The 11,939-nt window shown below is 63.7% G+C and carries 11 protein-coding genes and 2 pseudogenes; 5 read left to right on the plus strand and 8 right to left on the minus strand.

Annotation, left to right across the window (positions count from 1 at the left end):
- Position 1 precedes the first annotated feature (1 nt).
- Both IVB01_RS27105 and IVB01_RS27110 read right to left on the minus strand, forming a co-directional pair.
- The gene (locus tag IVB01_RS27105) at positions 2-1,090 is read right to left on the minus strand and encodes a Zn-dependent alcohol dehydrogenase (RefSeq protein ID WP_247278957.1); all 1,089 of its coding nucleotides are present in this window, start codon (positions 1,088-1,090) and stop codon (positions 2-4) included.
- Between the two features lie 68 nt (positions 1,091-1,158).
- On the minus strand, positions 1,159-2,943 hold the full coding sequence (locus IVB01_RS27110; protein WP_247494998.1) for an acyl-CoA dehydrogenase family protein: 1,785 nt from the start codon (positions 2,941-2,943) through the stop codon (positions 1,159-1,161).
- 222 nt (positions 2,944-3,165) lie between these two features.
- On the opposite strand from IVB01_RS27110, the pseudogene IVB01_RS27115 reads away from it, so the two are divergent.
- A pseudogene (locus IVB01_RS27115) lies at positions 3,166-3,866 on the plus strand (SDR family NAD(P)-dependent oxidoreductase).
- Positions 3,867-4,027: 161 nt separating this feature from the next.
- On the plus strand, positions 4,028-4,858 hold the full coding sequence (locus IVB01_RS27120) for an enoyl-CoA hydratase (protein WP_247278960.1): 831 nt from the start codon (positions 4,028-4,030) through the stop codon (positions 4,856-4,858).
- Positions 4,859-4,927: 69 nt separating this feature from the next.
- On the opposite strand, the gene IVB01_RS27125 is transcribed toward IVB01_RS27120, so the two are convergent.
- Both IVB01_RS27125 and IVB01_RS27130 read right to left on the minus strand, forming a co-directional pair.
- Complete coding sequence (locus IVB01_RS27125; RefSeq protein ID WP_247278961.1) at positions 4,928-5,551, minus strand: GNAT family N-acetyltransferase; 624 nt, start codon at positions 5,549-5,551, stop codon at positions 4,928-4,930.
- A gap of 69 nt (positions 5,552-5,620) precedes the next feature.
- Positions 5,621-5,824 carry a DUF1127 domain-containing protein gene (locus tag IVB01_RS27130; RefSeq protein WP_247278962.1) on the minus strand — a complete coding sequence of 68 codons (204 nt, stop codon included), beginning with the start codon at positions 5,822-5,824 and terminating at the stop codon, positions 5,621-5,623.
- A 110-nt stretch (positions 5,825-5,934) separates the two neighbouring features.
- Between IVB01_RS27130 and IVB01_RS27135 the strand changes: the two genes are divergently transcribed.
- Complete coding sequence (locus tag IVB01_RS27135; protein ID WP_247278963.1) at positions 5,935-6,834, plus strand: transcriptional regulator GcvA; 900 nt, start codon at positions 5,935-5,937, stop codon at positions 6,832-6,834.
- A gap of 144 nt (positions 6,835-6,978) precedes the next feature.
- Positions 6,979-8,310: an MFS transporter gene (locus IVB01_RS27140; RefSeq protein ID WP_247278964.1), complete on the plus strand. Its 1,332-nt coding sequence runs from the start codon at positions 6,979-6,981 to the stop codon at positions 8,308-8,310.
- A gap of 83 nt (positions 8,311-8,393) precedes the next feature.
- Here the strand turns inward: IVB01_RS27140 and IVB01_RS27145 are convergent, their stop codons facing one another.
- Genes IVB01_RS27145 through IVB01_RS27155 form a run of 3 tightly spaced genes read right to left on the minus strand, consistent with a single transcriptional unit; the run spans position 8,394 to position 11,055 of the window.
- Positions 8,394-8,807, minus strand: a complete 414-nt coding sequence (locus IVB01_RS27145; protein WP_247278965.1) for a Rieske (2Fe-2S) protein — start codon at positions 8,805-8,807, stop codon at positions 8,394-8,396.
- Between the two features lie 52 nt (positions 8,808-8,859).
- Positions 8,860-9,972, minus strand: a complete 1,113-nt coding sequence (locus tag IVB01_RS27150) for an amidohydrolase family protein (RefSeq protein ID WP_247278966.1) — start codon at positions 9,970-9,972, stop codon at positions 8,860-8,862.
- A 24-nt stretch (positions 9,973-9,996) separates the two neighbouring features.
- Positions 9,997-11,055 carry an amidohydrolase family protein gene (locus IVB01_RS27155; RefSeq protein ID WP_247278967.1) on the minus strand — a complete coding sequence of 353 codons (1,059 nt, stop codon included), beginning with the start codon at positions 11,053-11,055 and terminating at the stop codon, positions 9,997-9,999.
- A gap of 178 nt (positions 11,056-11,233) precedes the next feature.
- On the opposite strand from IVB01_RS27155, the gene IVB01_RS27160 reads away from it, so the two are divergent.
- Complete coding sequence (locus IVB01_RS27160; RefSeq protein ID WP_247278968.1) at positions 11,234-11,716, plus strand: CinA family protein; 483 nt, start codon at positions 11,234-11,236, stop codon at positions 11,714-11,716.
- A 118-nt stretch (positions 11,717-11,834) separates the two neighbouring features.
- Here IVB01_RS27160 and IVB01_RS27165 read toward each other — a convergent pair.
- Positions 11,835-11,939: pseudogene (locus IVB01_RS27165) on the minus strand (IS5/IS1182 family transposase); the annotation flags it as partial.

Below are 11,939 nucleotides of genomic sequence, written 5' to 3' on the forward strand. Positions count from 1 at the left end.
GTCAGCTATCGAACACGATCACGCTGCGCAGCGTCTTGCCGGCTTTCATGTTGGCAAAGCCCTCGTTGATCTCGCTTAGCTTCAGCTTGGCCGAGATCCAGTCCTCCAGGTGCAGCCGGCCGCGCAGGTAGAAGTCGACCAGGCGTGGCATGTCGACGCGGAAATGGTTGGAGCCCATCGAGGAGCCCTGGATCTTGCGCTCGCGCAGGAAGTCGAAGCCGTGCAGCTCGATCTTCTGTCCGAACGGGATCATGCCGACGATGGTAGCGGTGCCGCCGGAGGCAAGCATGCCGAACGCCTGCTCGGCGGTTTCCTTGCGGCCGAGCACCTCGAAGGAATGATGCACGCCGCCATTGGTGAGATCGCGCACCTGCTTCACGACGTCACCATCGGCGGGATTGATGATGTCGGTCGCGCCCAGCTTGGTCGCGAGCTGCAGCTTGGCCGGATTGGTGTCGATGGCGATGATGCGGCCGGCGCCGGCGATCTGCGCGCCGTTGATCGCGGCCATGCCGACGCCGCCGCAGCCGATCACCGCCACGGTCTCGCCGGCCGTCACCTTTGCCGTGTTCACCACCGCGCCGTAGCCGGTGATCACGCCGCAGCCGATCAGCGCGGCGAGATCGAGCGGCATTTCCTTCCGGATTTTGACGATCGCGTTCTCGTGCACCAGCATCTGCTCAGCGAACGACGAGAGGTTGAGAAACTGGTGCAGCTTCTCAGGCTTCGCCCACTGCATCCGGTCGGAGACGCCCGGCAGCATCTTCACCGTCGTGTCGGTGCAGAGCACGGTGCGCCCCGTCGTGCAATTGTCGCAAGTGCCGCAGAAGACCGAGAGGCAGGTGACGACGTGATCGCCCGGCTTGACGTAAGTGACGTCGGAGCCGACCTGTTCGACCACGCCGGCGGACTCGTGCCCAAGCACCGCAGGTAGCGGATGCGGATAGAGGCCTTCCATGAAGTGCAGATCGGAATGACAGAGCCCGGCGACTGCGGTGCGGATCAGGACCTCGCGCGGGCCAGGCTTCGGCAGGCTGATGTCCTCGATGACGAGCGGCTGATTGACTTCATAGAGGACGGCGGCCTTCATCGGTGTTTCCTCATGCTGTTTCGTTGAGTGCATTCCTCACCTCTCCCTATGGGAGAGGTGAAAGGAGCCTACGCCGCCAGAAACAGTTCGCCAACCTCACTCATGGTGGCGTCGCGATCGCCGAGCAGCAGCGCGGCGATCTTCTGCTGCACTGGATTTTCCGTCAGCCGGAACGGATCGCTCGGCAGGACGCGATGGTCGATCACGAGCCGCGACAGCAGCAGCCGGCGCGCGTCGCCGCGCATGTCGTGGATGCGATGCGATTCCCAGGCGAGCGCGACGGCGCTCGCGACATGATAGAGCAGGCTGGTGGCGCGCCGCGCATCGGCCTCGTATTCGACCTTGGCCGCGACCTCTCGTGCGAAGCCGACGGCGCGATCGGTGAGGCGGCGCAGATTATCGCGCCAGGCCTGTGGCACGGAGGCGCTGTCGTCGAGCCGGGCATGCAGATCGGCCGCGAGCGCGGACTCCGCGCCATGACGGCCGACCGCGCGCCGCAGCGCATCGATCGCGACAATGTTGCCGGTGCCTTCCCAGACCGAGCCGAGATGCGCATCGCGCAGCAGGCGCGCGGTGGCGAATTCCTCGATATAGCCGATGCCGCCGCGCATCTCGAGCGCATCGCCGCAGACCTTTCGCGCGTCGCGCGTGGCGCGGAACTTCAGCGTCGGCGTGAGAATGCGCAAGAGCGCCGCCGCATCCTGGCTGCCGGCTTCGGCGCGGTCGAGCGCGTCGGCGGTGAGGAAGCTCATCGACAGCGCTTGCTCGACCGGCAGCATGATTTTCAGCATCTGCCGGCGACCGAGCGGCAGGTCGATGATGCGATTGCCGAACACGACGCGGTTCTTCGCGACGGCAAGCGCGTCGTGATAGGCCCGGCGCATCAGCGCGGTGGATTTGACACCATTTGAGAGCCGCGACGAGTTCACCATCTCGGCCATCTGCACGAACCCACGGTCGAGCTTGCCCACTGCGTAGGCGATCGCGCCTTCGAGCTTGATCTCGCCCGAAGCCATCGAGCGGGTGCCGAGCTTGTCCTTGAGACGCACGATCCGGTAGCTGTTTTGCGAGCCGTCGTCGAGGAAGCGCGGCATCAAGAACAGGCCTACGCCGCGCGTGCCCGGGCCGGCGCCTTCAGGACGCGCCAGCAGCATCACGATCTTGGCGTCGGCGTTCGAGCAGAACCATTTTTCGCCGTAGAGGCGCCAATGGTCGCCTTCCTGCACCGCGCGGGTCGTCAGCGTGCCGACGTCGGAGCCGCCTTCTTTCTCGGTCATGAACTGGCCGCCCTGGGTCAGCTTGCTCATGTCGGTCTGGGTCAGGCCATCCAGATATTTCGCCTTCAGCGCTTCACTGCCGAAATTCGCCAACAGTTTTGCGCAGCCGTCGGTGACGTTGATCGGGCAGCCCATGCCGAATTCGGTCTGGTTGAACAGGAAGGTGAAGGCGTGCTTGGCCACCACGGGATATTTGTCCGGCCAGCCCATGATGCCCTTGCGGATCGAGAGCGCGTGGACGCCGAATTCGCCGAACGCGGCCTTCTCCAGCTCGCGATAGGCCGGATGATACTCGATCCATTGTATGTCGCGGCCGAACTTGTCGCGCTGATGCAGGATGGGCGTGTGCCGGTCGGCAAGCCGCGCGCATTCGTCGAGCTGGCCGCCGGCGAGTTCGCCGAGGCGATCGAGATGCGGCTCGATATGGCGGAACAGCGTGTCCGGCAGATGGATGCGCAAGAGGTCCGTCAGTCCGGGATCGGCGCGGTAGAAATTCATGCCAGTGGTATCGGGTGCCAGCAGGCCGGACGGCTCGACCGCGATACGTGTTGGCGGCGCTGGGATGGGCTTGTGCATGATCGTCCTCTCGTTTCCGCCCGCCGGCAATTTTTTGCGCTTGCCGCTTGGGATGATGTCGATCATGCTCCAGAGGCGAATGCGGATAAAGCCGCAAATCGTCAGGGAGGCATGATCGCCGTGAGGGAGCAATTCACTCTGCGGAATTGTGACCGCCCCCGGCTGGTCGTCCGCGCAGACCATGCTTAGATCAACGGCTCCTTGTCTGCGAGAGATCACGCCATGGAACACCCAAAATACAGGATCGCGCTCATTGTCGGCGCCGGCGAAGGATTGAGCGCCTCGCTGGCAAGGCTCCTTGCGGCCCAGAACATCCGCGTCGCCCTTGCCGCGCGCAAGATCGAGAAGCTGGGCGCGCTCTGCACCGAGACCGGGGCCAAAGCCTATGCCTGCAACGCCACGGAGCCAGAGGAGGTTGAGCGATTGTTCGGCCTGGTCGAGCGCGAGATCGGCACGCCCGATCTCGTCGTCTACAACGCCAGCGGGCGCACGCGCGGACCGCTCGTCGATCTGGTCCCTGCCGATGTCGCGCACGCTATCGCGGTCAGCGCTTATGGCGGCTTCCTGGTGGGCAACAGGCGGCCAAGCGTATGCTGCCGAACAGGCACGGCGCGATCCTGTTCACCGGCGCCTCCGCCAGCGTCAAGGGCTATGCGCAGTCGGCATCGTTTGCGATGGGCAAGTTCGCGCTGCGCGGTCTCGCACAGAGCATGGCGCGCGAATTGTCGCCGCAGGGCATCCATGTCGCGCATTTCGTCATCGACGGCGCTATCCGCAGCGCGACGCGGACCGAGCCGGCCGACAAGCCGGACTCGATGCTCGACCCTGACGCCATCGCGCAGAGCTATTGGAACGTGTTGCAGCAGCCGCGCAGCGCCTGGAGCTGGGAGCTGGAGCTGCGGCCATGGGTTGAGACGTTTTGAGGCGCTGTTTTGAGGCAATAACGTCACAACAATCGTCATTGCGAGCGAAGCGAAGCAATCGAGATATCTTCGCGGAGACAAACTGGATTGCTTCGTCGCCAGCGCAGACTTGCTTCGCAATTTGTCGCGGGCTGCTCGCCATGACGAAGAGAGGGAGCGACATGACCACGGAAACCACCATCGATACCGGTACCAACGAGCTGCTCTGCGTCATCCGCGAGCGCGTCGCTGTCATCACGCTGAACCGGCCGGAGGCGCGCAACTCGCTGTCCGATACGTTAACGCCGGCGCTGCGCACGATGATCCGGAGCTGCGGCGAGAACCCTGATGTCGGCGCACTGCTGCTCACCGGCGCAGGCGAAGCGTTCTGCGCCGGCGGCAACGTCAAGGGCATGGGTGCGCATCGCGATTCAAAGAAGCTGGAGATGTCGCTTGAGGATCGCATCGCCGATCTCCAGGAGCGGCAGCGCCTGCTCACCGGCGCGCTGGTGTCGGTGCGCAAGCCCACCATCGCCGCCCTACCCGGCCCCGCAGTCGGCGCCGGGCTTGCCATCGCCATGGCCTGCGACATCCGCATCGCCGCGCAATCTGCGTTCGTTGTCACCGGCTACGCCCGCATCGCGCTCAGCGGTGATTACGGCATCGCCTGGCTGCTGACCCGGCTAGTCGGCACCGCGCGGGCACGCGAATTGATGTTCACCGGCGATCGCGTCGATGCCGCGCGTTGCGAGGCGATCGGCCTCGTCAATCGCGTCGTGCCCGACGACTTGCTGCAAGCCGAGGCTTTCGCGCTGGCCAAATCGCTCGCCGAAGGCCCTCGCCTCGCGCTGCGCTACATGAAGGACAATCTCGACGAGGCCCTGCTCTTCGACTTCGAGACCGCGCGCGACCACGAGGCCGAGCGGCTGGTGCGCCTCACCGCGACCGCCGATCACAAGGAGGCCGTGCAGGCCTTCATCGAGAAGCGCAAGGCGGTGTTCACGGGGAAGTAGGCCGAAGGAGACTGCGTGAAGGCAAAAAAATGCCCGGCTCTGGCTTCGCCAGGCCGGGCTCGGAGTGTATCAAGCCGAGGCTGAGGGGCTGTCGGCCTGACGGGAAAGAGCGGCGAGGCGCCAGCTCGCACAGGGAATGTCTTTCGGTGCGACCGCGATCTTCTTGTCGAAGCGCACCAGCTTCCAGTCGTCGGGATGATTGACGAAAGCGAAGCCGGATTTGCGGGCGAGCGAGATCATGGTTTCGTTGGAGCGCAGCGTTTCGCCAAAGATGTGCTCGGCGCCCAGCGCAGCGGCGCGGCATTCCAGGTTCTTCAGAAGCGCAGTGGCGATCCCGTGACCGTGCCAGCGGTCGTCGACCGACAGGCCGAACTCGACCGCTGCGGTCTCGGCATGGAGCGCATAGCGCATTTCGGCGACGATAGTCTCGAAGCCGTCGACCATCATGGTCGCGACCACGGTGAAGCGCTCGCGCTCTCCGACATCGAGGAAATCGTGCAGGAGCCCCTTCGGTAATTCGCTGATCGCGCCGAAGAAACGGTTGTAGCGGGACCGCGTCGAGAGCGACCGGAAATAGTGCTGGAGCTCCTCAGTGTCGCGCGGCTCGACGAAGCGAAGCTTGAACGTCTCACCTTCCCGGGTGCGCAGCGTATCGGAATATTGCCTCAGGTCTTCCAGACGAAGCGTACTCATGACACATGCCGCAAAGGGAAAGGGACCGCCGGCGCCCCTGTGATCAGGCGGCGCCGGCCTGGCGGCCGATCAGGCCCGCCAGAAGGGTTTGTCGGCTTCATAAGCCACATCGCTCCAAGTCAGGCCGACGTCCTGCAGATCACGCGCAGTCCAGTTGGTGAGTTCGCGCCGGGTCCGGTAGCGTTCGTGCCAGATATGGAGGGTGTCGCCGATCTGGTGAATCAGGCTCGGCGCATGATGATTTGTCATCGAATTTTGGGTCAAGGTAGACATCTTCAGCTCCTGGAGCTAACCTGACCGCTAATATCTGCTTGCTGCTGCGCCGCGACAAACGACAATTTGTACCTTTTCGCATGAAATAACGTCATGCACCCTGCTGCCAAATGACTGCCAGATTGCCATCCCTGAACGGATTGCGAGCGTTCGAGGCCGCCGCGCGCCATCTCAGTTTCACGCTGGCGGCGACCGAACTGAACGTGACCCAGACCGCGATCAGCCATCAGATCCGAAGGCTGGAGGAGGAACTCGGCATCCGCCTGTTCGTCCGGCAGAACCGCGCGCTGACGCTGACGCCGGAAGCGCGTGACTATTTGCCGGGCGTCCGCGCTGCCTTCAACGATCTCCGGCTCGCCACCGACCGGTTGCTGCGCAAGGACGACGACAAGGTGCTGACCGTGTCGACGCTGGCTTCGCTTGCCGCCAAATGGCTGCTGCCACGGCTGACCGATTTCCAGGAGCAGCACCCCGGTATCGACGTCCGTATCACCACCTCGACCAGTCTTGTCGACTTCCAGCGCGACGACGTCGATGCCGCGATCCGCTACGGCCGCGGCCAGTGGCCGGGCTTGCGCGCCGATTGGCTGATGGCGGACGAGCTGTTTCCGGTGTGCAGTCCCTCCCTGCTGCGCGGCGACAAGCCGCTACGCCGCCCCGAAGACCTGCGAAACCATTCGCTGCTGCACACCTCGAACGCCAACAGCGACGACTGGCGGCTGTGGCTGACGGCGGCGGGCCTGCCAGCCGATATCGCCAGGCAGCCTGGTATCACTTTCGACATGATCTTCATGACCATCCAGGCCGCGATCGACGGCATCGGCGTCGCGATGGGCCGGACCTCCTACGTTCAGGACGACATCGCCAAGGGCCGCCTCGTGGTGCCCTTCAAGATCGCGCTGCCGGCCGATGCCGGCTTCTACCTGGTCTCGCCGGAGGGCCGCCGCGAAGCGCCGAAATTGACCGCGTTCCGGGACTGGATGATCGCCGCAACGCAAAACAAGGCCTGAAAAATCATCAGCTTCCCCGGCAAAACCGATTGACTCGCCTCCCACCCTGCGGGAAGGGGTATGACAGATTGTCGCAGCATCAATCTGTCGCCTTGCCGTGAAGACGAGTTCCGGCCGGCCACGCTTTTCCAAGGGGAGACCGCAATGGCTGGATCAGCCGCATCGACCAATCCACCCGCAATCAAGTCGCGGATCGGCGCAATCCTGCGTGCCACCTCCGGCAATTTCCTCGAGCAGTTCGACTTTTTCCTGTTCGGTTTCTACGCCGCCGCGATCGGCAAGGCGTTCTTTCCCTCCGGCGATGAAACGGCGTCGCTGCTCAACACCTTCGGCGTGTTCTGGCTCGGCGCCTTGATGCGCCCCGTCGGCGCGATCGTGCTCGGCGCATACATCGACCGCATCGGCCGCCGCCAGGGCCTGATCGTCACGCTCGGCATCATGGCCTTCGGCACCGTCGTCATCGCGTTCTGCCCGAGCTACGCGACGATCGGTATCGCGGCGCCCGTCATCGTGCTGATCGGCCGCCTGCTGCAAGGCTTCTCCGCCGGAGTCGAGCTCGGCGGCGTGTCGGTGTATCTTGCGGAAATCGCAACGCCCGGCAATCGCGGCTTCTACACCTCGTTCCAATCGTCGAGCCAGCAGGTCGCGATCTTCGTGGCTTCGATCCTCGGCTTTATCCTCTCCGAAATGATGCCGGCCGACACCGTCGCCGCTTGGGGCTGGCGCATTCCCTTCTTTGTCGGCTGCCTGATCATTCCGCTGATCTTCGTCCTGCGGCGGACGCTGGAGGAGACGCCAGCCTTCCTCGCCATGAAGAAGCACCCGACGGCCAGCGAGGTGTTCGCCTCCGCGCTCGCCAACTGGCGCATCGTCATGCTCGGCATGATGATCGCGATCCTGACCACCACGACGTTCTATTTCGTCACGGTCTACACGCCGACCTTCGGCAAGACCGTGCTAAAGCTGTCGACACAGGACGCGTTGCTGGTCACGCTGCTCGTGGCAGTCACCAACTTCATCTGGAATCCGGTCGGCGGTGCGCTGTCCGATCGCATCGGCCGCAAGCCGGTGCTGCTCGCCATCGCCGGCCTCTCGCTCGTCACCGCCTATCCTGCGCTGCACTGGCTGGTGGCGGCGCCGACTTTCGGCAAGCTGCTCGCGGTTGAGATGATGTTTTCGTTCTATTTCGGCGTCTACAGCGGCACCATGCTCGGTGCTCTCGTCGAGATCGTGCCGGCGCATGTGCGCACCACCTGCTTCTCGCTTGCGTTCGCGCTCGCCGCCGCGCTGTTCGGCACCTTCACGCCGCTCGCTTCGACCTGGTTGATCGAGCGGACCGGCGACAAGGCTTCGCCCGGCTTCTGGCTGATCTTCGCAGCCCTCCTCGGCATCATCGCGGCGTCGACGGTGTATCGCGGCGGCGGCAAGGCAGTACCGACATACGATGCGGTGCCGGAGCCAGTGGCGGGACACTGACGGTCACTCCGGAGGCACGCTCCTTCACCTCTCCCGTAAAAACGGGGCGAAGGAGCACGTCTCCGCTGCGGTTGCAGTTCGAGCTACAATTCCACCACCACGTAGTCGCTCTCGACCTTCACCGGGATAGTCTCCGCGACATACGGCCCCTTCACCACGGTCGCGCCCGGCTCGACATGGGCCGGATAGGCCTTCACGCGGAAGCGGCGAGGATCGCAATAGGACTGGCCGGTGCGGATGTCGAACTCCCAGCCGTGCCAGGGGCAGCGGATGATCTCGCCGAGTTTCGTATATTGGATCTCGCCGGGATCCTTCGATTGCGCGAGGCCGATCAGCGGGCCCTCGCACAGCGCCGCGCCTTGATGGGGGCAGCGGTTCATCAGGCCGAAATACTCGCCCTTGACGTTGAACACCGCGATCGGCCGTCCGTCGATCTCCAGTAATTTTCGCGTGCCCGGCGGAAGCTCGTCGACCGCGGCAATCACATGACGCGCCATATCTGTGTTTTCCGCATGATCTTATCGAAAAACCGCTTCACACTTTTTCGGATCATGCGGCTAGTCCGTAGAGCTTCTTGGCATTGCCTAGATAGAATGCCTCGCGATTGGCTTCGCTGACGCCGGCCGGCAGCACGCGCGAGGGCTCATCATAGTCCCAATGCGGATAGTCGGTCGCAAACAGGAGGCGATCCCAGCCGATCCAGTTGATGACGTCGAACAGCTCCTCGCGGCACTCCGGGTCCTCCATCGGCTGCGTTGTCCACCACACCTGCTCGCGGATATATTCCGACGGCGGCCGCTTCACATGTGGCACCTCACTGCGCAGCCGCTGCCAAGCCTTGTCGAGCCGCCACGCCAGCGACGGCGCCCAGCCGAAGCCGGCTTCGATCATCACCATCTTCAGTTTCGGGAACCGCTCGAACACACCTTCCAAAACCAGACTCGCGAGCGCCGATTGCTGGCACTGCGAATGTCCCACCATCTCCTCGATGTAGTAAGAAGGCCAGCCCGACGGCGTGATCGGATTGCCGCCGAAGCCGAAGGCGTGCACGCCGACGGGAAGGCCGGCTTCTTCTGCGGCTTGATAGATCGGCCAGTAGCGGCGCTGCCCGAGCGGCTCGACGTTGCGGCTGAGCAGCAGCACCTGAACGAAATTCTTGTCGCCGGCACGTTCGCGGATTTCGGCGGCGGCCGACAGCCCATCTTCATTGCCGACGACAATCGAGGCCTTTAGGCGCTTGTCCTTGCTGGTCCATTTGTCGATCTGCCAGTCGTTGATCGCCGAGCACAGTGCGGCCGAGAGTTCGTGATTGCGGATGCCTTGGCCGGTGTTGAGCGGATTGAGCACGCCGAGCTGCACGTTGTTGGGGTCGAGCAGTTGCTTCTGCATGAAAGACAACGAAGAGCCCTGCGGGCCGCCTTCCGGCGGATAGGCGTCGCGGCGCGAGGCGTTGGGCTGGGCCTTCGGATAGGGCGGGCCTTCCATCATGCCCTGATAGGCGTGGACGCCATAGATGTCGAGGTGATGCTGCCAGCGTTTGGCGAGGTAGGGATAAAGCTCGGTGTGGGTGGCGCGGGCCGGATGGATGTCGCAATCCGCGATCGCGGTCTTCGCAGTCAGTGGGGAAGCAGCTTCTGGACTTTCGCGAAACTGGATATTCATCGCCTTGCCTCCTTTGGCAGCGGGCTAAGTCAGGCGGGGATACGTCGCATACGGATTGTCGATCATGATCTTGCGCACGAGATCGGGGGACAGACCTTCGGGCAGCGCGTCCTGGCCGTCAAACTGCCAGTGCGGATAGTCCGTGGAGAATAGGACCAATTCGTCCGACTGCATATGATCAAACAGGCGAATTAATGTCTCCGGTTCCGGCGGCGCATCAAAGGGCTGTAACGAGAAGCGAATGTTGCTGCGCACAATCTCCAGCGGCGCGCGATCGACCCAGGGCGTCTCCATCCGCACCCCGCGCCAGAACTTGTGCAGGCGCCAGAGATAGGGGGCAATCCAGGAGACGCCGGACTCCAGCATCACCATTTTCAGCCGCGGATATTTGGCGAACACGCCCTCGACGATCAGGCTGGTGAGCTGGGTCTGGAACGCCTGGGCCTGACCGACATAATCCTCGATGTGATAAGACCCCCACCCCACAGCAGTGGGCGGATTGTGGTAGGCGGAACCGGCGTGGACGCCGACCGGGAGTTCCAGCCGCTCCGCAGCTTCATAGATCGGCCACAGCGCACGCTTGCCGAGCGGTATGTCGCCCATGACCAGCATGAGCACCTGCACGAAGCGGCGATCTTGCGCGCAGCGCTCGATCTCGGCGACCGCCTTCTCGACGCTTTGCGTGGGGATCACGATCGAGCCGCGCAGGCGCGGATCGCGATCGAGCCACTCCTTCACGAGCCAGTCGTTCAGTGCGCGGCAGAAGGCCGCCTGCATGTCCTCGGAGAACACCATCTGCACGCCGTACAGAGGATTGCAAATGGCGAGCTTGAGCTGGAAAGGATCGAGCACGTGGCGCTGCATATCCTGCAGGCTTTCGCCGGGCTTACCTTTCTCGGGGCGCCAATCGGGCCGCGCCACGATCGGCGAGTTCTGCGGATAGGATTGCGAGACGAGATCGACCATGCCGCGCGTCGTCACCTGATCGCGCCAATAATCGTTCAGGTACGGCAGCAGACTGGTCAGATGCGGCACGGCGGGATGCACGTCGCAATCGACAGCGCCGGCGATCAGGGACGCCATGACATCTCCTTCACGTTTCCCTGTGGAGTTCTTAATCTCGTCTTCTCGCGGGCAGCGCCTAGCCGCTCCGCTTTGTCTCCGCCATTCAAGCAGGCCTGCCCGCCGCCTGCAACTCGGCCAATGCTTCCGTCTATGCTAGCAAGGCTGAGCACAGTTGCGAGGATCAGAGGTGAAGGACATGAAAGAACTCGTCGGCATTGCGGAACAGGTCGCGGCCAAACTGATCGCGCGCAAACAGACGATTGCGGTGGCAGAATCCTCGGCCGGTGGCCTGATCTCGGCCAGCCTGCTCGCCGTGCCCGGCGCGTCCGCCTATTTCCTCGGTGGGGCCGTGGTCTACACGCGCGACGCGAGGCGCGTGCTGATGGATATTTCGGACGACGGCATGAAGGGCTTTCGATCCTCATCGGAGCCCTACGCGAAACTGCTTGCCGAGCGGATGCGAACGCGCTTCGGGTGCGACTGGGGCCTGTCCGAAACCGGCGCCGCCGGTCCCACCGGCAACCGCTACGGCGACGCCGCCGGCCATAGCTGCATGGCGGTGGCGGGCCCTACGGCAGAGGTGATGACGCTGGAGACGGGCAGCAACGACCGGTTCGGCAACATGCAGGTGTTCGCGGCAGCGGCGCTGAGGTTGTTGCTGAAGAAGCTGCAAGCCTGACGCAAGGTAGGGCGATCGCATATGACTTTTGGAGGCGCCTGAGCGCACGCCTCGTCCTTCGAGACGACCGCTTCCAGCGATCTCCTCAGAGCCTGACTCAAAAAGCGCGTGGACGCTATCAAGGTCTGGCTAGACGGCGAATTAGGAGCCTTAGATGGGCGGCGAGCAGCCAAGCGAGCTCGGTAGCGGCAGAGCGTTCGAAGTCTTTGGAGAGGCGCCGGCA

Source organism: Bradyrhizobium sp. 164 (assembly GCF_023073715.1).
Classification (GTDB): domain Bacteria; phylum Pseudomonadota; class Alphaproteobacteria; order Rhizobiales; family Xanthobacteraceae; genus Bradyrhizobium.